The sequence below is a fragment of the Bacteroides graminisolvens genome (genome assembly GCF_963666085.1).
GTDB lineage: Bacteria > Bacteroidota > Bacteroidia > Bacteroidales > Bacteroidaceae > Bacteroides > Bacteroides graminisolvens.
In genome coordinates, this window is record NZ_OY762556.1 from 2,450,061 (window position 1) to 2,469,434 (window position 19,374).

Annotated in this window: 29 protein-coding genes, 1 rRNA gene and 2 pseudogenes; 26 read left to right on the forward strand and 6 right to left on the reverse strand. The window is 36.2% G+C overall.

All coding sequences use genetic code 11. The features are described 5' to 3' along the window. Positions 1–14 precede the first annotated feature (14 nt). Positions 15–764 carry a HEPN domain-containing protein gene (locus ACKPCE_RS10160; protein WP_319505083.1) on the forward strand — a complete coding sequence of 250 codons (750 nt, stop codon included), beginning with the start codon at positions 15–17 and terminating at the stop codon, positions 762–764. A gap of 68 nt (positions 765–832) precedes the next feature. Further along, the gene (locus ACKPCE_RS10165; RefSeq protein WP_319505084.1) at positions 833–2,071 is read left to right on the forward strand and encodes a hypothetical protein; all 1,239 of its coding nucleotides are present in this window, start codon (positions 833–835) and stop codon (positions 2,069–2,071) included. A 322-nt stretch (positions 2,072–2,393) separates the two neighbouring features. Here ACKPCE_RS10165 and rrf read toward each other — a convergent pair. Beyond that, positions 2,394–2,504, reverse strand: a 5S ribosomal RNA gene (gene rrf, locus ACKPCE_RS10170). 452 nt (positions 2,505–2,956) lie between these two features. Between rrf and ACKPCE_RS10175 the strand changes: the two genes are divergently transcribed. Next, positions 2,957–3,211, forward strand: coding sequence for a hypothetical protein (locus tag ACKPCE_RS10175; protein ID WP_319505085.1), 255 nt, complete (start codon positions 2,957–2,959; stop codon positions 3,209–3,211). Between the two features lie 67 nt (positions 3,212–3,278). Here the strand turns inward: ACKPCE_RS10175 and ACKPCE_RS10180 are convergent, their stop codons facing one another. The 3 genes from ACKPCE_RS10180 to ACKPCE_RS10190 all read right to left on the reverse strand — a co-directional run bounded on the left by ACKPCE_RS10180 (position 3,279) and on the right by ACKPCE_RS10190 (position 4,521). Next, on the reverse strand, positions 3,279–3,857 hold the full coding sequence (locus ACKPCE_RS10180) for a hypothetical protein (protein ID WP_319505086.1): 579 nt from the start codon (positions 3,855–3,857) through the stop codon (positions 3,279–3,281). 116 nt (positions 3,858–3,973) lie between these two features. Further along, the gene (locus tag ACKPCE_RS10185; RefSeq protein ID WP_319505087.1) at positions 3,974–4,264 is read right to left on the reverse strand and encodes a hypothetical protein; all 291 of its coding nucleotides are present in this window, start codon (positions 4,262–4,264) and stop codon (positions 3,974–3,976) included. Beyond that, positions 4,261–4,521 carry a hypothetical protein gene (locus ACKPCE_RS10190; protein WP_319505088.1) on the reverse strand — a complete coding sequence of 87 codons (261 nt, stop codon included), beginning with the start codon at positions 4,519–4,521 and terminating at the stop codon, positions 4,261–4,263. The genes ACKPCE_RS10185 and ACKPCE_RS10190 overlap by 4 nt, the downstream gene beginning before the upstream one ends. Positions 4,522–4,688: 167 nt before the next feature. On the opposite strand from ACKPCE_RS10190, the gene ACKPCE_RS10195 reads away from it, so the two are divergent. Then, positions 4,689–4,868 (forward strand): hypothetical protein, encoded by a 180-nt coding sequence (locus ACKPCE_RS10195; RefSeq protein ID WP_319505089.1) that lies wholly within the window; start codon positions 4,689–4,691, stop codon positions 4,866–4,868. An 84-nt stretch (positions 4,869–4,952) separates the two neighbouring features. Next, a complete protein-coding gene (locus tag ACKPCE_RS10200; RefSeq protein ID WP_319505090.1) occupies positions 4,953–5,390 on the forward strand; it encodes a hypothetical protein in 438 nt (145 codons plus the stop codon). A gap of 32 nt (positions 5,391–5,422) precedes the next feature. Here ACKPCE_RS10200 and ACKPCE_RS10205 read toward each other — a convergent pair whose 3' ends face one another. After that, on the reverse strand, positions 5,423–5,974 hold the full coding sequence (locus ACKPCE_RS10205) for a hypothetical protein (RefSeq protein ID WP_319505091.1): 552 nt from the start codon (positions 5,972–5,974) through the stop codon (positions 5,423–5,425). A 1-nt stretch (position 5,975) separates the two neighbouring features. Continuing rightward, complete coding sequence (locus tag ACKPCE_RS10210; protein WP_319505092.1) at positions 5,976–6,218, reverse strand: hypothetical protein; 243 nt, start codon at positions 6,216–6,218, stop codon at positions 5,976–5,978. Between the two features lie 152 nt (positions 6,219–6,370). Between ACKPCE_RS10210 and ACKPCE_RS10215 the strand changes: the two genes are divergently transcribed. The 21 genes and pseudogenes from ACKPCE_RS10215 to ACKPCE_RS10315 all read left to right on the forward strand — a co-directional run bounded on the left by ACKPCE_RS10215 (position 6,371) and on the right by ACKPCE_RS10315 (position 19,374). Then, a complete protein-coding gene (locus ACKPCE_RS10215) occupies positions 6,371–7,015 on the forward strand; it encodes a DUF3560 domain-containing protein (protein WP_319505093.1) in 645 nt (214 codons plus the stop codon). Between the two features lie 255 nt (positions 7,016–7,270). Next, positions 7,271–7,636, forward strand: coding sequence for an ASCH domain-containing protein (locus ACKPCE_RS10220; RefSeq protein WP_319505094.1), 366 nt, complete (start codon positions 7,271–7,273; stop codon positions 7,634–7,636). A gap of 176 nt (positions 7,637–7,812) precedes the next feature. After that, positions 7,813–8,481 carry a phosphoadenosine phosphosulfate reductase domain-containing protein gene (locus tag ACKPCE_RS10225; protein WP_319505095.1) on the forward strand — a complete coding sequence of 223 codons (669 nt, stop codon included), beginning with the start codon at positions 7,813–7,815 and terminating at the stop codon, positions 8,479–8,481. Beyond that, complete coding sequence (locus tag ACKPCE_RS10230; RefSeq protein ID WP_319505096.1) at positions 8,468–9,208, forward strand: ParB N-terminal domain-containing protein; 741 nt, start codon at positions 8,468–8,470, stop codon at positions 9,206–9,208. The genes ACKPCE_RS10225 and ACKPCE_RS10230 overlap by 14 nt, the downstream gene beginning before the upstream one ends. A 2-nt stretch (positions 9,209–9,210) precedes the next feature. Continuing rightward, a complete protein-coding gene (locus ACKPCE_RS10235; protein ID WP_319505097.1) occupies positions 9,211–9,741 on the forward strand; it encodes a hypothetical protein in 531 nt (176 codons plus the stop codon). Next, positions 9,738–10,916: pseudogene (locus tag ACKPCE_RS10240) on the forward strand (PBSX family phage terminase large subunit); the annotation flags it as partial. The gene ACKPCE_RS10235 and the pseudogene ACKPCE_RS10240, both read left to right, overlap by 4 nt. 218 nt (positions 10,917–11,134) lie before the next feature. Then, on the forward strand, positions 11,135–11,782 hold the full coding sequence (locus ACKPCE_RS10245) for an HNH endonuclease signature motif containing protein (RefSeq protein WP_407655032.1): 648 nt from the start codon (positions 11,135–11,137) through the stop codon (positions 11,780–11,782). 16 nt (positions 11,783–11,798) lie between these two features. Beyond that, positions 11,799–11,867 (forward strand): annotated as a pseudogene (locus ACKPCE_RS10250) (hypothetical protein); the annotation flags it as partial. Between the two features lie 104 nt (positions 11,868–11,971). Next, positions 11,972–13,468, forward strand: coding sequence for a phage portal protein (locus ACKPCE_RS10255; protein ID WP_319505098.1), 1,497 nt, complete (start codon positions 11,972–11,974; stop codon positions 13,466–13,468). Between the two features lie 359 nt (positions 13,469–13,827). Continuing rightward, positions 13,828–13,953 carry a hypothetical protein gene (locus ACKPCE_RS10260; RefSeq protein WP_319505099.1) on the forward strand — a complete coding sequence of 42 codons (126 nt, stop codon included), beginning with the start codon at positions 13,828–13,830 and terminating at the stop codon, positions 13,951–13,953. 168 nt (positions 13,954–14,121) lie between these two features. Further along, positions 14,122–14,415 carry a type II toxin-antitoxin system HigB family toxin gene (locus tag ACKPCE_RS10265; RefSeq protein ID WP_308764921.1) on the forward strand — a complete coding sequence of 98 codons (294 nt, stop codon included), beginning with the start codon at positions 14,122–14,124 and terminating at the stop codon, positions 14,413–14,415. 5 nt (positions 14,416–14,420) lie between these two features. Then, entirely contained in the window at positions 14,421–14,786 is a 366-nt protein-coding gene (locus ACKPCE_RS10270; RefSeq protein WP_319505100.1) for a helix-turn-helix domain-containing protein, read from the forward strand. Beyond that, on the forward strand, positions 14,783–15,229 hold the full coding sequence (locus tag ACKPCE_RS10275; protein WP_319505101.1) for a hypothetical protein: 447 nt from the start codon (positions 14,783–14,785) through the stop codon (positions 15,227–15,229). Before ACKPCE_RS10270 ends, ACKPCE_RS10275 begins: the two co-directional genes overlap by 4 nt. 175 nt (positions 15,230–15,404) lie before the next feature. Next, entirely contained in the window at positions 15,405–16,037 is a 633-nt protein-coding gene (locus tag ACKPCE_RS10280) for a hypothetical protein (RefSeq protein ID WP_319505102.1), read from the forward strand. 2 nt (positions 16,038–16,039) lie between these two features. Next, positions 16,040–16,627 (forward strand): head fiber protein, encoded by a 588-nt coding sequence (locus tag ACKPCE_RS10285; RefSeq protein WP_319505103.1) that lies wholly within the window; start codon positions 16,040–16,042, stop codon positions 16,625–16,627. Between the two features lie 12 nt (positions 16,628–16,639). Further along, positions 16,640–17,740 carry a hypothetical protein gene (locus ACKPCE_RS10290; RefSeq protein WP_319505104.1) on the forward strand — a complete coding sequence of 367 codons (1,101 nt, stop codon included), beginning with the start codon at positions 16,640–16,642 and terminating at the stop codon, positions 17,738–17,740. A gap of 2 nt (positions 17,741–17,742) precedes the next feature. Next, entirely contained in the window at positions 17,743–18,075 is a 333-nt protein-coding gene (locus tag ACKPCE_RS10295) for a hypothetical protein (RefSeq protein WP_319505105.1), read from the forward strand. Continuing rightward, positions 18,072–18,374, forward strand: coding sequence for a DUF6706 family protein (locus ACKPCE_RS10300; RefSeq protein ID WP_319505106.1), 303 nt, complete (start codon positions 18,072–18,074; stop codon positions 18,372–18,374). The genes ACKPCE_RS10295 and ACKPCE_RS10300 overlap by 4 nt, the downstream gene beginning before the upstream one ends. Further along, positions 18,371–18,694: a hypothetical protein gene (locus ACKPCE_RS10305; protein ID WP_319505107.1), complete on the forward strand. Its 324-nt coding sequence runs from the start codon at positions 18,371–18,373 to the stop codon at positions 18,692–18,694. The genes ACKPCE_RS10300 and ACKPCE_RS10305 overlap by 4 nt, the downstream gene beginning before the upstream one ends. Then, complete coding sequence (locus tag ACKPCE_RS10310) at positions 18,685–18,981, forward strand: hypothetical protein (protein ID WP_319505108.1); 297 nt, start codon at positions 18,685–18,687, stop codon at positions 18,979–18,981. The genes ACKPCE_RS10305 and ACKPCE_RS10310 overlap by 10 nt, the downstream gene beginning before the upstream one ends. Beyond that, positions 18,982–19,374 (forward strand): hypothetical protein, encoded by a 393-nt coding sequence (locus ACKPCE_RS10315; protein WP_319505109.1) that lies wholly within the window; start codon positions 18,982–18,984, stop codon positions 19,372–19,374. It abuts the gene before it with no gap.

Genomic DNA, 19,374 nt, shown 5'->3' on the forward strand with positions numbered 1-19,374 from the left:
CTAAGATTAATAATATGATAACAAGAACCAATGCTTATAATACGCTCCAAGTTCAAGTTCAAGAAACTTTTGATTTTGCCGTTATGGTTTGCCATGCCGTCCCTGCTCTTAAACTACAAATGAATTTGTTGGATGAAAGAAAAATAACCAAATTACCTTCTCCTGATTATTACACTCCAAATACAACTTCTGAGTTGAGATTACAGGCTAATGGCTATAAAAGTAATTTGGCAACATATCTTTTTTTAAGTTCATTTGCTTTTTTTGAAAATTATTTCGGAGCAGTATTAGAAGAGATATTTCTATTTAATTCAGTAATACCTAACGATACCATTTTGAAGAATCGCTTAGATATAAACACAAATACAAAAGCTAAAAGAGTACTAAAAAAAGATTACGATAAAAGACATATTCAAAGGTATAAAAAATACTCCCATGAACTTAAAAATAACAATTATATAACGCCACAAGAATTAAAGACAATAATAGCTTTCAATAATTTATATAAAACAATTAAGGATTTGAAAGCTAATCAAATTCCTGATTTTTTAATTAATTATTTAAAAATAGACATAACGGAAGATGAAAAAAGTAATTTTAATACATATAGACAATTAAGAAATGATATAGCTCATGGTGATAAGCCAATAATTACATTGTCAAAAGTAACAGATTCAAATCATTTTTTACGAAGCTTAGCCGCCAAAATTGACGAATTTTTATTGGAACATTATGTTACTTTAAATAATTATATTTGCGAATAAATTCAATAATAACATGACGATGTAAATATAAAAAATACGTAGTTTAACAATATATTCACAAAAGTATTATGGCAATTTTAATAAGCGATATTGATGAGTTAAGAAAAAGGCTCTTGTATCTTGGACAACATTTCAATATAGACATATCTAATAACCTATCTATCTTAGAAGATGAAAATATAGGGACACTTGCTGAAGATATAAACGAAATAGAAATAGCTTTTCCTGATGAAATTGAATTAATATCATACTCTATTGCTGATTTTTGGAAGTATACCAATGATTTGGAAAGTATTATAAATCCCAATAAATCAACCGTAAAAACAAATTCTATATGTCAAAAAATTATCACATTAGATGAATTTAAATTTGAAAAGCTAAATGTATCTCAATATACTTTCCGAACGGAAAATTATTCTTTATCAATCATTGAACATCCATTCCTTATTGGTTTGATTGCCTCAAAAAAAGGTCTTTGTGATGATAATTATGGAATAACTCCATGCTCTTTATACTATGCTGTTGAATTAGAGTATTTGAATGAATTTCGACTTATTGAAGAAGAAGAAAATAGTATAATTTGTCGATTTCTATTTCATATATGTAGCCGCATTGGGTTATCTATAAAAATAGGTGAATTATTTGAATTTTCAGATGAATATTATGATTATGAAGAAGAGGACAGTGAAGAAGATAAAGTGCAAACTCTTCTTATAACAGAATGCGAGCTTCCTCAATATACTTTAGCTATGGATTATTATGTAGATGCTCTTTCTATACAGAACGAAGAGATAAAATATCTATATTTTTATAAAATAATTGAATTTTTTGCACCTATAGTGTCAAAAAAGAGATCATATGAATTATTGAATTTGAAATTAGATACTTTGTCTGTAAAAAAAAGAGATCATAAATATTTAGAATCGATATTTCAATTAACTAGAGATTATGATGTGTCTTTAAAAGATAAAGAATTAACGAACACGGTTTTATGTGAATGTGTTGATATTTTGGAAATTTTTGAATATTTACCAACCTCAATAAAGGAACGTCTTTCTAAGGTTATTAAATTTAGAAAAGATGAATATTTACATTTGAAAGGTGAGAAAATTTTAGATCTAAAAAAAGAATTAGGATTATATCTATATTCAACTAGAAATAGTATAGTTCATGCAAAATCTAATTACCAATCGACAGGGAATGAGTGCCTTTATGAAGATTTAGCTGAATTGAATATTTTTATGTCAAAGCTTTGCCATTGTTTAATTGTATGGAATGGTCGTCAAGCAAGAGAATACCAAGTATAATGTGTCAGACCTACTGAATTTGATAAACCATATACATTTAGTGTTGAAGTTTATTGGCAGATAATTACATTGTAGCTAGATTGTACGTTTTCATGATTGGCTTATTGGTTTCTTTGCTACTTTCTTTCTCGCATAGGCTCACGAAAGTAAGTAGCTGGGTGCGAGTTCCACTTGGTGTAGATTAATTACAGTTCCGCAAAATTATCAATATCACATCATAATATAACGACCTCCGACTAATGGGTGCAGAGGTCGTTTTTCTTTGCCGCTTCAATGGCTTGTGAAAGGATAAAAAAGGAGAGTACCTAAATACTCTCCTAGAAAATGGCAGTGACCTACTCTCCCACTGTTACGCAGTACCATCGGCGCTACAAGGCTTAACTTCTCTGTTCGGAATGGGAAGAGGTGGAGCCCTTGTGCCATAACCACCTTAATGGCGGTTTGTGCTTTAAAAAGTACTCTTTAATACCGTAAACTTCGGCTATTAGCTAAAGTAACTACCACATTGTTATAATAAATCCTCCCGTAACAATAGAATAAACTAAAGTCAAAAGGTTGATAATTGCAATGGATAAGCATAGAGTCTCAAACACAAACGACCCAATTTCACAAAAGTTAGATTGGGCATTTAATCGCCCAATCTATTTCTTTAAATATTTTAACATATCTAATGATTTAGATTGCCAGCAAAATTACTGGTAATGCAAAAATAATCATTTAAGAATTAGAATTATGATATATGGCAAAAATTTATGTAGCAAGTAGCTGGCGCAATCAATACCAGCAAGAAGTGATAAAAGTTCTCAAGAGTTTAGGACACGAAGTGTATGACTTTAGAAACCCTCCCGGACGAACGGGATTCCAATGGTCAAATGTCGATTCTAATTGGCTTCTCTGGATTACAAGATAATAAACCATCCTGTTGGTATTGATGGCTTTAACTCTGATTTTAATGCTATGCAATGGGCTGATATTTGCGTCATGGTATTGCCCTGTGGACGTAGTGCCAATACTGAAGCCAGTTGGATGGCTGGAGTAGGTAAAGGTGTATTTGTCTATTCTCTTGAAAAGCAGGAATCAGAGCTGATGTATAAAATATACGAAAGAATACTTTGTAATATTGATGAACTTAGAGAATAGTTTGCAAATTAATCTTATGATTTTAAAGATCAGAGGATGGATTGAAATTTACTTTCAAAAAAAATATTTAAAACTTTGGTGCTTTTCTTAAATACATATTCTTACTAGTTGTTTTTGTTTTCATAAAAAGGGTATAGAATGGGACTCCTTGCGAATTATAATACTTAAATAATAAATAAAAGCCATCTAATCCATTAGGGCGAAAATGTTTTAGGGGGTTAGGTATCTTTAGTCCAGGAATATATATTTTCGTTTCGTTCTCGATGGTATATTTAAATAATTCGTCAGGTTCTGTGGTGTGTGATGTAGATATTTCAAATGTTATTTCCTCGTTTTTCTCTAAATGTGTTTGTTCGTTAAAAAGATTATCATTATTTCTAATGTGATCAAATATAAGCGGTAACCTTTCATATGAAATCTCGATCATTGATATGTTTCTTGCTGTATATTCTGAATTGTTCTTAAGAATGCATTCATATCGCCAAGTTAATACATGCTTATGATTTTCTATAATACGTTGTGCTGGCAATTCTACACTGATTTTCAAGCTCAATTTAGGTCTGTTTATGCAGTATTTCCTAATAATAAAGATAATTGCAGTGACAAAAAGAGGAGATAAAATTGCAGTGATAATTATGTTCATCATATTTGATTGTATTTATATTGTAATTGATTATTTGATTACAAATGTAGTACTTCTTTTACTAATATCAAATATCAGTAACTTATTAGTTATCGAGTAGCTTACTGGAAAAGAGAATATTATAATTCTATAGCTATATTTATTAACTCTCTTCTTAGTTTACCGATATAACCACTGTAGTCTCTAATGGCAAATAGAAGGTCGTTGTTAATAAATATCCATTGCTCTTTATCATTATCATAGCTAGTGGCTAGTAATAACCTTTGTTGTATCCAGTATGCACCGCTCCTGCTATCTAGTTCTTGGGTGTAATCATATAATTCAGGGAAGTATGTTGCAATGATACTTTCTAGATGGTTCGTTTTATCTCTTATTTCCTGATAAAGTCGGTCATGTTCAATTTGTGTCATGTTTTTTTACTATCAGCAAAGCTTTGTGTTTGTGACACTGAATGTTCTAAGTTGTTAAGTAATTCAAAAGCCTTCAATATAATATTTCGTTTTTCACCTTTTTGTCGATATACTTCCTCTTCATGTAGTTTTATGAATTCTTTATGAAGCCTTTTATCTTCTATTTTGATATGATATTTATTATTGATGATTTGTGCTATAAGAGAGATGCATCCCCCTATAACAGTAGCTACAATTGTAGAATAAGAAATTTCCATGTTTTTTTTGCAAAAATAGGAATAATTTTTCTCTTTATATATTTAGTGAATAGAAATCAAGAAAATAGTAGGTAGATTATGAAGCAAATCATTGATATAGCATTGAAAGAGGCTTTTATTTAGCCTCATTTATATATGATTAATACTTAAAAATAATAAGTGATAAAATGAAATTAGATCAAAAATTACTAGCTGATTCAATGAAGTCAGCTTTGAAAGTAGAGTTCCTTGCAAATAGCGAGGAACTTTTTTTATATGCAGGTGCTATCTATTCTGCAATGGTATGGAGTAGGGGTATTGATGAAAAGAACAAGACTATCCAAGAAAGGGACAAGCCCGTAAAATAAAAAGGGAACCAAGCGCACGACCACTCAATTCCCCTTACACGATTATGATACAAATATACTATTTACTTTTAAATAAATCGTGTTATGGTGAAAGATTTTTCTACTATTTCGGAGCTAAAAACTATTCGTGAACAAAAGTCCAGACTTTCAGAACGTGAAAGTGAATTATCAATCCCTCTATTGGAAGATTTAGGGCTTATCCCAGAACTTTATAAATGGTTTGCAGATATACTTGCAGGTATGGATTTCCCACCCAGTTTAGAGAGCGTTGCACAGCGAAAGAAGTTCTTATTTATTATTCTCTTTCTATACTGCCCAAGTGTACTAGCAGGTGGTAGAATGCCCAACGGAGTGCGAAAGGTTTTAGAGGATGTTTTTTCTAACATTAGTCCAAGTCGAATATCGCACAATATCGAAGATGTTACCTTTTCATATCAAATATACAAGGACTTTCGTAAAGATGTTGACTATCTTTACACAGAAGTTGTAAATCGACTTAGAGTCAAAGAGCTAATCAAATGAACGTGTTGCCGTAGCATGAAAAAAGTCAGAGTTTAGTGCTCTGGCTTATTGATTGTTAATGGGGGAAGTAACGCCTCCAATATGCCAGTAGATAAAATCTTCAAGTGAGTTATTTCTGAAGGATATAATTTTTCATTGGGTATGCTAGGTTTTCGATACTGTATATCTTTGATGCATTTGTGTAAATTATTTATTTCAGTGATATAAATATATCGAGTTTTATAAGCTGAAATGAAATTGTATAATAAAGTTGCTGACTCTAGAATTGCTTCCTTAGTCTCAGGAGATATATCTTGGGTTGCAAGTCTCTGATTTAAATTGGATATATGGGTAATTAATTCTTTATCCAAAGAATAGCATAATTTTGCTATATATTTATATGATTCAAATTCCTTTTGAAGTTCAATTTTGTGTCGCTCAAGTGATTCATTATAACTCGCTTTTACAGATTCTACTTTATAGGTAATATCTTTGATATCTTCTTTTGTGGCAAGATTCTTTCCTTTTTCAGTGAAGTAAGAAACAATATATTGCATTAGTCCGGCAATTACGGCAAAAATTGTAAATTGTAACCAATAGGGCATGTTATTCTCCTTTCTCTATTTTAATTTTCTTTTTTCGTTCCAATTCTCCCTTTCTGATTATACAAATAGCATTCTCGTAAGGCTCTTCAGTTTTCTGCCAATAGTTCAATAATGACTGCCGAGCAATTCCAAGCTGTTCACTTGTGAATACCTCATATACGGCAGCCGGTGAAGCAAAATACTTGTGCTCTCCGGTCGCTTTAATTTCTACGTGTATAACTCTTCTTTTATCTTCCTTTTCCATAAATGCAAATATACTTTATAATTATTATATGTTACGCAAAATAATAATATTATTGTTTATTAACTACAGAAATAGTATTATAAGATACATTAAATACTATATTTGCGGTATCAAAATCAAACGAATTAATAATAAATTAAACATATACAATTATGAATACGTACGTAAAATATGTGCCAAATGTGTTCTTGGCAAAATGTGAAGAAAAGCATGAAAAGGGTGAAGTGATTGACGTAACAACAAAATACGGCAAAGAAAATGAGAGTATAGTCTTTAATCTCGTGTTTGAGAAAGATGGTTTTTACTACTACTCAATAGTTCGTGCAGACGGTTTTAACGTACAAGAGTGGGCAAAGCAAAGAGCAGAGCGCAGGCTTGAATGGGCGGCATCAGCTGAAAGAAAAAGTACTGAGTACTTTAATGCCTCAAACAAGCATGCTGATTTTCTTTCGTTGGGTGAACCTATTAAAATCGGGCACCATAGCGAAAGACGTCACAGAAGGATCATCGAAGAAGCTCATAATAACATGGGCAAATGCGTCGAGTTTAGTAACAAAGCAGAAGAACATGAGAGTAAAGCTGAATATTGGGCAAGAAGAGCTAACACAATAAATCTGTCTATGCCTGAAAGTATCGAATACTATGAACATAAATTAGAGGTTGCTAAAGAGCGGCATGAGGGGTTAAAATCAGGCAAATACCCACGTGAACACGCTTATTCTTTGACTTACGCTAAGAAAGACGTAAACGAAGCTCAAAAGAACTTCGATTTAGCTAAGAAATTATGGGGTGAATAATATTGCATTAATGTAATAATAACAATTCATGGCATATCAAAGTTGGTATGCCATGAAAATCATCTAAATAGCGAACAATTACTAAAAGGTGCGCAATGCATGCTTCTAAAATTAGCCTTTAGGCTTGGTGTTTAGTACCTTTGGGGTACTATCGCGGGTTAGAGAAAAAGACATCTCGCTTCTTTGACTTGGAAGAGATAAGTGGAGCGTTACCACTACCCGCAACTATTAAATTATAGACTGAATATCACGATTATGAAAATTTTGACCCTTTCAATAAAACAGAAGTTTTTTGATGAGATCTTAGCAGGCACCAAAAAGCAAGAGTTTAGAGAGATTAGACCTAATTCTCAATCTAAATATTGTGAGCTTGATGAAGACGGCTATGTGAAAGAGATTGAAGGTGTTTTGCTACCTCGCAAATATGATGCTATCAAATTCTTAACAGGCGAATATAAGGGCAAAAGGCCTTTTATTATCGTTGAGGTCAAAGACGCTAAAATAGAACTCTTTGAAGACGAGAATCATGAATTAGTAACCTACACCTATCAAGGTGAGCAGTATATAGCCGCTCAAGTGGTTTATGATTTAGGTGAGGTCTTAGAGAGACATTTAGATTGATTGTTTAATTTAAAATTGATTTGCTGAGTTAGAATTAAAGTAGGTACAAGCGCAACGTCAAATAAAGGCGTTGTTGGTCGCAGAAGTTTTACAGGTGGTAGCGGCCAGTTTATGAACCGTAGACAGAAATACGGTGAAGTTCGTAAGGGATTAGGCTTATCCGGAGGTTAGTGTCTATGCTAATCGAGGATACATATTGCAGCATTGACCGAATTCGTGAAAAGACGAGTTCGGCTTTGCTGTTTTTATCTTTTGGCAAGGATAGTCTTGTTCTACTAGATCTCATCTATCCGAAGTTTGATAGGGTTGTATGTGTCTTCATGTATTTTGTCCCCGAACTGGGGCATATTGAACGCTGGATAAAGTGGACGAAAGCAAAGTACCCGAAAATAGAGCTCGTCCAAATACCGCATTGGAATTTAACCTACATACTTAAATCAGGCATGTACTGTGTTCCTAATCCCAAAGTAAAGCTATTGAAGCTTGCTGATGTAGTTAAATCCATGAGATTGAAATACGGTATTGATTATGTCTTTTTAGGTATGAAGAAAGCTGATTCCATGAATAGACGTTTGATGTTGAACAGAATGGGTTTTCCGTATGAGAAGAGCGGACTAGTTTACTCTCTGGCTGACTGGACACAAAAGGATATTCTTGCTTATATGAAGCAAAAAGGACTACCTGAGCCTGTAAGGTATTCCAAGAATGCCAGCGGTGGGGTTGGCTTTAATCAAGAATGCTTTTTATGGTTAGAAAAGAACTACCCTGAAGATCTTGAGAAAATTTACGGGGTATTTCCTATGAGTAGAAGAATATTATTTGAACACTATAATGGAACTAAGTAAGTATATGACATCGGAATCGGTAGAGCTTAAACGCTCTATGATTCATCTGGCAGGGTATAATCCTCGTAAGATATCCGAAGAAGCGAAGAAAACTCTTAAACGAGGGATAAAGAAATTCGGGCTTGTAGGCGGTTTGGTAGTAAACAAGCGTACAGGTATGACACTTGTATCGGGGCACCAGCGTTTATCCGTTATGGATGAGCTGAATAAGTATCCGGATAATGATTATCTAATTCGTGTAGAGCTTATTGATGTTGACGAAAAGCGGGAAAAGGAGCTAAACATCTTAACGAATAATCCAAATGCTATGGGCTCATGGGATTATGACGCTTTACGTGAGCTTGTTCCCGATATAGATTGGAAAGATGCCGGACTGACAGATGTAGATTTGAATCTCATCGGCTGTGACTTCTTACTCCAGACAGAAGAGGAAAGTTCACTTGCTGATGCACTAAGTGATATGATGGCACCTGTTACCGAACAGAAAGAAGCCGAGAAAGCTGCTAAACAATTGGAAAAGGCGGAAAAGGTCGCTCATATGAAAGACGTTAAAGAACAGGTAAAACAGTCAGCACAAGAAAAAGCAAATGATATGGATGCTTATCTGATGTTATCCTTTTCTTCCTATGAAGAGAAAGCTGCTTTCTGTGAAAGGTTTGGATTTGACCCGAACGAGAAGTTTATAGTAGGTTCAGTATTTGATGAAATGATAGAAAGGATAGATTGATTATGGCAAGAAGTGAATCTAAAGGTACAGCAAAGAGCAATAAGGGAAGAAAGCCCAAATTTGATTACACAGGAGAAGAGTTTCTTTCCTCTGTGGAATCATTTGCAAAGAAAGGATTCACGGATAAAGAGATTGCTTATGCTTTGGGTATAGCTCCGCAAAGATTTTGTGAGAAGAAGAGTTTGCACCCGGAATTATGTGAAGTATTATCACGCGGGCGGGCGACAATTACCGCAGCGGTAAGGGCAAAGTTCCTTGCAATGGCTGTTGGAGGTATAAAGACAAAGAGCGTCACTAAGCGTAAACTGAAAGATATTAATGGGGATTATACGGGCGATGAAGAAATCCAAAGTGTAGAAAGTGAGCTGGCTCCAAGTCTTCAGGCTATGTCCGTCTGGTTATACCATCATGACGAAGAGTGGAGAAAGATTGAACGAAAGCAGGACGAAGATGATGATATCCCTACTGATCCAAAGAAAGGCGTTGATATTGATTCTTGGATTAAAGATCAGGTGAAAGGAGACGGAAAATGATTACCCCACAGGCAATTTACCATCCGTTATACATTGACAAGGAGAAGTTTATAATTCTTATTACCGGTGGTCGTGGATCGGGTAAGTCGTTCAATGCATCTACCTTTATCGAGCGTCTGACATTTGAAATGACTCCTGCTGAGAAAATAGTTCATCAGATTCTTTATACCCGTTACACAATGGTTTCAGCCGGAATATCTATTATTCCTGAAATGATGGAGAAAATAGACCTGGATGGAACAACGAAATATTTTAAGACTACCAAGACGGATATAGTCAACAGAATGACTAACAGCCGTATCATGTTCCGGGGTATCAAAACCTCATCAGGGAATCAGACGGCAAAGCTGAAATCCATTCAAGGTATAACGACCTTCGTCTGCGATGAAGCGGAGGAGTGGACTAATGAGGAGGAATTTGATAAGATTATGCTCTCCATTCGTAAGAAGGGTATTCAGAACCGGATTATCATCATAATGAACCCTTGTGATTCCAATCACTTCATCTATAAAAAATACATTGAGAAAACTCATAAACAGGTAGAAATTGACGGTGTTCAGGTTCAGATATCCACTCATCCAAACGTATTACACATTCACACCACTTATCTTGATAATATGGAGAATCTTTCTCCTGAGTTCTTGAAAGAGGTTCAGGATATGAAGGTGAGCAACCCCGAAAAGTACGCCCATGTGGTTATCGGTCGTTGGGCAGATGTTGCCGCGGGTGCTGTGTTCAAGAAGTGGGGTATTGTTGATGAGTTTCCACCTTATGCGAAAAAGGTTGCTATCGGACAAGACTTCGGTTATACGCATGATCCGTCAGCATCTATTCGTTGCGGCATTGTTGATAACGCCCTCTATTTGGATGAAGTTGACTATCGAACCGGATTATTGTCATCTGACATAATTAAAACACTTCGTCCGTGGGGATTGAAGGTGATAGCTGACAGTGCAGATCCTCGCTTAATTCAAGAAATCCACAATGGAGGAATAAAAATTTATCCTGTCGAAAAAGGAACAGGTTCAATCAATGCTGGTATTGACAAGATGCAGGGTATGGAGATATACATAACCAAACGCTCGTATAACTTACAGAGTGAGTTTAGAAAATATGTATGGGCAAAGGATAAGGACGGGAATTATATAAATGAACCGGAAGATCATGACAATCACTGCTTCGTAGGTGAAACAATGATAGAAACTTTATCGGGTAGAAAGCACATTGATTCCATCAAAGTTGGCGAGTATGTGCTTACATCAAACGGCTATCGGAAAGTAAGTAAATTCTTTGATAATGGATGCAAAAAGATATTGCATATTCGTCTGATTTTTAGTAACTTTATAGTAGAAGTAAAGGCAACACCTGAACATAAATTTAAAACTAAAAACGGATGGAAGCAATTAAAAGACTTGACGGAAACGGACGTACTCTATACGTGCAAATCTTTAATGGGAAAGAATATCGTTTATACAACGGAGAACGATATTTCTCTCGTGGAACGAAAAGACTTCACAGAGAAGTGTGGAAATACTTCAATGGAGATATACCAAAAGGATACCATGTCCACCACAAAGACGAAAACACATGGAATAATGAAATTAGCAACCTTGAGCTTATTGAGATGCACACCCATTTGCGGCTTCATGCGAAAGAACAAAATGAGAATGAAGAAATACTTTCACAACGTAGAAAGAACATGGCTAAAGCAAGTAAATATGCCGCAGAGTGGCATGGCTCAGAAGAAGGCAGGAAATGGCATAGCGAGCACGCTAAAAAACAATTTGCAAATGCAAAGCCAAAGGAGTTCGTCTGTGAATGGTGCGGAAAGACGTTTTCTGCAATGCCGAATGGAATTAACAGATTTTGTTCAAACAAGTGCAAGACTGCATACAGATACTACTCAGGAGTTGACAACGAAATACGGAAATGCAAATGGTGCGGTAGAGAATTTACTGCAAACAAATACAGTAGAACATGGTACTGTAGCAAAAGTTGCAGCGGAAAGTATTCTGCAAGCGTCAGAAATAAAAAAGATTGAGATAATAAGTCAGAATATAGCAAGTGTTTACGACTTGGAGGTTGAGGATATGCACGAGTTTTTTGCTAATGGAGTTCTTGTACATAATTGCATTGATGCTGCACGTTACTATGTATTGGGTGAGCTTTTAGGTAAGATTCAAAAGCCTAAAGATTTAACAGGAATATTCACACATTAAGATATTGGATTATGACATTAGAAGAAATATTAGCGTTGGAGGATATTGATAGAAAGATTCAGTACCTCAAGAAAGGGAGAAAGACCGAGCTTCCAGACAGGAGAAAATTATGGGAAGATTGGAATCCGGATCTACATGAGATAATGACTGATAAGAATAAATATCCTGATCGCAAAGTGCTCAAAGAAGAAGCGAAAAAAGAGTTTGATGAGAAGACAGGTAAAACCTACAATATTGAGGCTAAATACGAAACTGAACCTGTTAATCGTATTGTCATTCCTCTGGAGCAGGATATTGTGAACATACAAACAGCCTTCACAGTAGGTACTGAGCCATCAATGGATTGTACTCCTTCCGATGATGGTGAAAAGAATTTGTTCGCTGCTTTGAAGTCTGTCTTGCAGAAAAACAAAATCAAATACCAAAACAAAAAGATTGTTCGTGCCTGGTTGAGTGAACAGGAGGTGGCCGAGTATTGGTATGTGACCGATGATGATTCTTTTTGGGCTAAATTCTGGGCAAAGGTAAAGATAACTTTCGGGGGTAAGGTAAAGCCTACAAAGAAACTAAGAAGCGTTATATGGTCTCCGTTCAGAGGGGATAAGCTCTATCCGTTCTTTGATGATTATGGCGACTTTGTAGCAATGTCTCGCGAGTATAAAAAGAAAGATCTGGATGATAACGAGATAGATGTTTTTATGACAGTGACTAAGAATGCCGTTTACCAATGGGAGTTAAATAAAACGTGGAATATGTCTGAAGGCAAGACTTTTAAGCACGGTTTTACTAAGCTTCCTGTTATATACGCCTACCGGCCTGAGACATACTGCCACAAGATTAAGACATTTCGGGTAAGGTTGGAGAAACTTCTATCGAACTATGCCGACTGCATAGATTATCATTTTTTTCCGCTTTTGAAACTCATTGGCGATGTAAGTGGCTTTGCGGGCAAGGCAAAGGATAGAATGGTGAAGCTGGAGGGGCAAGGAGCTGATGCGCAATATCTCACATGGAATCAGGTTCCTGATACTGTAAAATTCGAAGCCGAGACTCTCACAAGTAATGCTTATGATATGACCAACACGCCGAGAATCTCCTTTGAAACAATGAAGGGTATTGGCGCGAAGTCGGGGACAGCCTTTAAGATGATGTTCATGGGCGCTCACATGTCAGTGGAGAATCATGCCGAGGTGATAGGGGACTTTATGCAAAGGCGCGTGAACTTCCTTGTGTCTGCTTTGGGAGCTATCAATCCTTATGAGTTTGATAAAGCCTCACAGACAATAGATATTGATGTGGATTTGGTACCGTATATGATTGATGATGTTAGCGATAAAGTTGATATAGCAGTAACAGCCGTTGAAGGTGGTGTCTGGTCACGGAGGGAAGGTATTATGTTTGCAGGTAATGCCGATCGCATTGATGAAGAACTTGCTCAAATTAAAGAAGAGCAAGATGAAAGACAAAGTAGTGAGGCACAGAAACAATATATGAATATGAAGAAGTAGACTATTTTTAAAATTTATTGCTATATATAAGTGATTTTTATGTGTTTATTTTTACTTTTGCTCTACAATCTGTAGATGTGAATTAAAGTTTGCGGAGGATGTGAAGAATTTAGCAGGGAAACTTTAAAAATTAGGTGGTATGAAAGATTTCTATATTTATAGTGTGTCAAGTGGTGCTTGTATGGCTTTTACGATAATGAGGGGTGAAAGTCGATTTGATATTTATGATATAAAAACTGGGCAATATATATCATTTGCTAATATTAGTGGAAATACGTTTTATGTGTATGATGTTGCAACAGGGTATTGTATCGAGAATGGACGAATTGACCGTGGTTCTAATATAATATGGTTCTATAATGGAGAAACAGGATCTTGTGATAAATTTGGGAGAATATCGCATTGATGAAGAGTTAAAGGAGATTGAAGAAGATTTGGCGAAGAATAAGAAAATCGGAGAAAAAGAACAAAAAATGGCTTCTTAGTCAGGAAAATTACGGGTTTTATAATTTTGTGATAAGATAAATAGGACATTTAGACGGTGATTCTTCGAAGTTGCCGCTATTTTTTTGCATTTAATTGTAATTATTGGAATTTAATTTTGAAAAATAGAATTTAGTTATTATCTTTGTCACATGAAAATTGAGTAAGCAATGAGAATATTTACAGAACAAGCTTTAAAAGAATATGCAGAGAATCACCCTGATTCAAAGGTGGCTTTGCAAGAATGGACTATGATTGTTAAGAAGAGTGAGTGGGCTTGTTTTGCTGATGTCAAGAAAACCTTTAATAGTGTTGACAATGTAGGTAATCAGCACTATGTTTTCAATATCAAAGGCAACAATTATCGCTTAGTAGTCGTTATAAAATTTACTGTAAAGTTTGTATATGTTCGTTTTATTGGTACTCATAAAGAATATGATAAAATAGATTGCGCTAATATTTAGAGCTTATGACAAAGATAGAAAATCAAGCCCAATATGAATGGGCAGTGAAAAGAGTAGAGGAGCTTCTTCCGTTAGTGAAAGATGATACTCCTTTGAATGATCCTAACAGCATAGAGTTAGATCTTCTTTCCAATCTTGTTGCTGATTACTCAGAGGAGCACTTTGCTATGGGAGAGCCTTCATTAGTGGATGTTCTCAAACTTAGAATGTTTGAAATGGATCTGAATCAGAAATCTCTATCTAAGTTGATTGGCGTTAGCCCTTCACGCCTTAGTGACTATATTTCTGGCAAATGTGAACCGACATTGAAAGTTGCTCGTGAGATTAGTCGAAAGTTGAATATTGATGCTAATATCGTGTTAGGGGTATGATAGATATTAAAGAACTAAGAATAGGGAACTATGTCTTATATAAAGACAAAAAAGTTCGAATTACTGGAATAGTATTGGGCTCTGATAATGCCAAAGACGCTTTTAAGGAAGACACTCTTTTAGGAGATAAAAATGAACGGTTAAATAGGAGTGATTGTTCCTCTATTCTTATTAAAGATGAATTGCTTAAATCATGCAATTTTCAAACAATAAGAGACAGAATAACCTTTCGAGTAGTTCCAAGAGTTGCGTATGAGCTCAAATACCAGCCCAAGGGAATAATGGATTATTGTTATTTGGTTATTGTTAAAGACAACAATGTCTTTAACCACGTTGTTCCTGCTGATAACGATAAGGACTGTTGTTTCATTCCAATAAACTCTCTTCATCAGCTTCAAAATTTATATTTTGATTTAGCTGGGAAAGAATTAGAAATTAAGTAATAGATGTATATATACTTTTTAGGCGTGATTCCACTCGGTTTCGCGCCTTTTTTCTTTAATAACGCACCTTTCCCTACTTGTTAGCTTTCCCACCTCTAAAAAATTCCCACAGAAATACACTATAAGTACTTTTATACCACTGAATTTCAATTTAACAATTTAATATTCATACGGTATGAAAGAAAAAATCTTAGCAGCATTGAAAACGAAATTTGTCGGTGTCGATGATGCTATTCTTGACCGGATAGCTACCAAGAAAGCTGAAGGTCTAACGGACGAAAGCCAAATACCTGCCATTGTAGAGGGAGTTAGTTTTTCGGACGTGTTGACAAGTTACGGCGATTTCCGTGCCGGGGATGCTACTTCCTCCTCAATCAGGAACTACGAGAAGAAGCATAACCTTAAAGACGGTAAGCCAATCGAGAATCCCAATCCTAATCCCAAGACAGAAGAAAAGAAAGATGATGTTCCCGCATGGGCACAGGCGTTGATTGACTCTAATAAGGCTCTCTCAACTGAACTTTCTACTTTAAAGCAAGAGAAGTTGCAGGCTACACGCCAAGAGCAGATTCTTGCAAAGGCAAAGGAGTATGGTATTCCCGAAAATTACGCTAAGAGATGTGCCATTAAAGAAGATGAGGACTTGGATACTTATTTCAAGGACTTAAAACAAGACTTTGCTAATGACGGATTCAAAGGCGCACAAGCTCCGGAAACCCCTGAGCAAAAATTAGAGAAAGAAAGTACCGAAATCGCCAATATGATTAATAAAGGTACTGAAGAGATTGTTGAACAAAACAAAAAGTAAAAATGAGTGCAGGATTTAAGTACGACTTAACCCCAGAACCATCGGTAGAGGAAAGATACGATGTAAGTACGGGTATTCGTCGTAGAGGGCCGTACAGGCTTGATACGACAAACCTGAACGTAGGGGATGTTCTTCCTTCATTTATTCCAATAGCTGCCGACTTGAACTACAAGACATGCAAGGTAGTGAGAAATGTGAAGGTAGTAGAAGCCTATACCTCGGGAGGCACGAGCCTTAAAATCAAAAAAGGTTCTTATGCTTATTCTGGTATGTTTTTAGGTAACGGTACTAAAGGTACCGCTGTTTCGGGAGTTGACAAGTCGAATTCCGATTATGATGTGTTGACCATATCAGACTTTGGTGCCAATATTGCCAAAAACGCTGTTCTTTTCGAGGCTAGTGCGGCTGGCGGAACGAGCCCTAAGAATGTGGCTAATTCTGCTCTGTATGAAAGCAGAAAAGTAGAGGGTGGTATCAATCTGGTTGCGTTGTTATCGGTTGCCCGTGAGATTGAACCCGATAAATTGGTCGTTCCTTTCTCCGATAAGGACAAAGTGAATTTGGGTAAAGATTTTCAATTTAACGAATAGGAGGATTAAGATATGGTGTTGACTATTGAAACTCTCTTTAATGATGCGAACGTTATCTCCGCTATCATTAGGCGTGTGACTCAAACGAGAAAAGACGCTATTTATTGGATGCAGTATCTTGACTTCCGTAGAACGACTACCCGTGTATTCAAGGACTACATAGGCTCTGTAACGGGTGTGATGGCCGGTTCTATCAATTCTCGTTATGGTGAGAAACCCATCCGCGAACGTCGGAACATCGGTTCTGGATATGGCGAGATTGCTTACTTGGGTGATCGCTACCAGATATCTATTGACCGTCTGTCTGATTTGCAGGATCTGATTGACAAGTACAACGTAGCTAAACCCGCTAACCAAAGCAGTGCTTTGAATGAGATTATCAATTTCATTTATGATGATTTCCGTCAGGTGATGCTGGCGGCTCACAAGCGTATGGACTTGGTCGTTGGTTCTTTGTTAATGACAGGAAAAGCAGTTGTCAAGAACAAGGATAAGCGAGATGATGCCAGTGCTCCGGATCTGTTGGAAATTGAACTTCCGTTTAAGTTCATCACTCCTACGGCTGAGGTGAAAACAAAGTTCATCACTTATTTGCAAGAACAGGTTAATTCATTGAAGGCAGACTACGGGACATTCTCTAAAATGGTTATGACCCGTGGAACATTCATTAAGAATATTGTTGGCTCGTCTGAATTTGGAGATCACTACAAACAAGTGTTAGGCTCTAATCAGATGTATCTGTCAACAGGCTTGCTAAACTCTGCTCTTGCATCTGAAGTGTTCACAGGTATCGGACTTCCGGCCATTGAAATAAAAGAGGATTACGTGAAAGATCAGACCGGCAAGAATCAAGCTGTATATGCTGACGGGCGTATTACCCTACTTCCACAAGATAAGATAGGTTACATGAGATTCCACACTCCTTACGAGGCTACAGATCCTGTACCGGGACGTACCTATACACAGGCAGACGGGAATATGCTTATCTCTCAGGTTAGGGATAACAACGGCCGTTATCTTGAATACACGGCTGAATGGATTCCTCAAATCAGTAATCCTACGGAGATTGTTAATTTCGACTTATCGGCTATTAATGCTATACAGGAGGGCTAAATATGAAAGTAAAAGTTATCGAAATTTTTCGTGATAAGTTCACCAAAGAACTGTATCAGATTGGTAAAGAGCTTGAAATAACTGACGAGAACCGTGTAAAGGACTTAGTGTCTCGTGGTCTAGTTGAAGCCCTTGAAGAGAAGAAAAAAGAAAGCAAAGAAACTCTTTCTCTCTTTGAACAGGAGTTTGAGAAAAAAGCAGTTGTTGATGCATTGAAAGTTATAGGTGAAAAAGCAACAATGAATATGAAAGAGGAAACTCTGATTGCAAATATTGTCGCTTTGGACGAAGAGAAAACGAAGGCGCTAAAAACAGCTTTGGGAATTGAAGCATGATAGTAAGTGACTACATAAAACAAAAGTTTCAGACCTTCGGCATTCAGTTGTCGGAGGCTGACCTTTTGGATATTTCTCTTGAAGTTAACGATGAAGTAACAGACGATAATAAGCTGAAAATCAGTGTGTCGATTGCGAAGTTTATTCCTTCTCTCTTACTCCGTGCACAGTCCATCTCAGAAAGCGGGTTTTCAATGTCTTGGAACATTCAGGGCGTTAAGGACTACTATTCATGGGCTTGCAAAGAGTACGGATTAAAGGATGAGTTAAGCAATAAACCTAAAGTAACATTCTTATGATTTTTGCCCCTCATATATTGCAAGTTAAAGTCATTACCAAACCCAAAAAGGATGAGTTTGGCAGACCTATTCCAAATACAGGTAGAGAAGATTGGAAAACGGTATGCGGATGTCGGTGTGATGATAACACTACGAAAGAGTTTACCTCTGATAATGGTTCTGTGTACAGGCCAAATTATCACGTTGTATGCGAGAAGAACGTTTCTCTGAAAGCGGGTGATGAAGTCAGGTGTATGGATGGCGAAGTGGTGAGGGCATGTGGGACGATTTACACTGTGAAATCTACAAATTATTTTAATTATTCAGAATTATGGATGTAGATTTTGACTTTTCAGATGTGGCTTCTTGGTTTGATGACGAGAAATCCCGTGTTCTTGCAAAAGAGCATGAGATAGCTAATGAATCAGTTCAATACGCTAAAGATAACGGTAGTTATCAAGATCGTACAGGCGTTCTAAGAGCATCCAATGAGGGAGAAGTTGACGAAGAGGGGATATTGCTGAAGAATGAAACAGAATATGCTTCATACGTGGAATCCAAAGAGTTTGATGTTTTAAGTGGTGCCGCTTTACATGCGGAAAAACGAGCTAAAGAAGAATTTGAATAGATGATAGTAAGTAGCGACATAGCGAACATCCTTTATCGTGATTGCAAGGCTTTCGGGATTGATAGAGTACCTGACGGAGAAACTCTTACAGGCGAGATTACGACCGAAAGAATTGTCATTTATGCCAAGAAGCAAGAAGCGGGTACTTATTGGAAGAAAGGTTTTGTAGAGGTGAACCTATGTGTGCCTGATTCAAGCAAGAATTCCGCTAATTTCAGTCGTTTGGGTGAACTTGAAAGACAAGCTCAAGAACTACTGGATGATGTGGTAAGCTCTTACGACAATACTACCTATCGCTATAAAATATCCTCTATTGGTCGAGAGAGAGATTCTAATTTAGAGTGTCATTATGTGAATGTAAGAATTTTGTTTGAAGTTTTAAATGTAAAATAA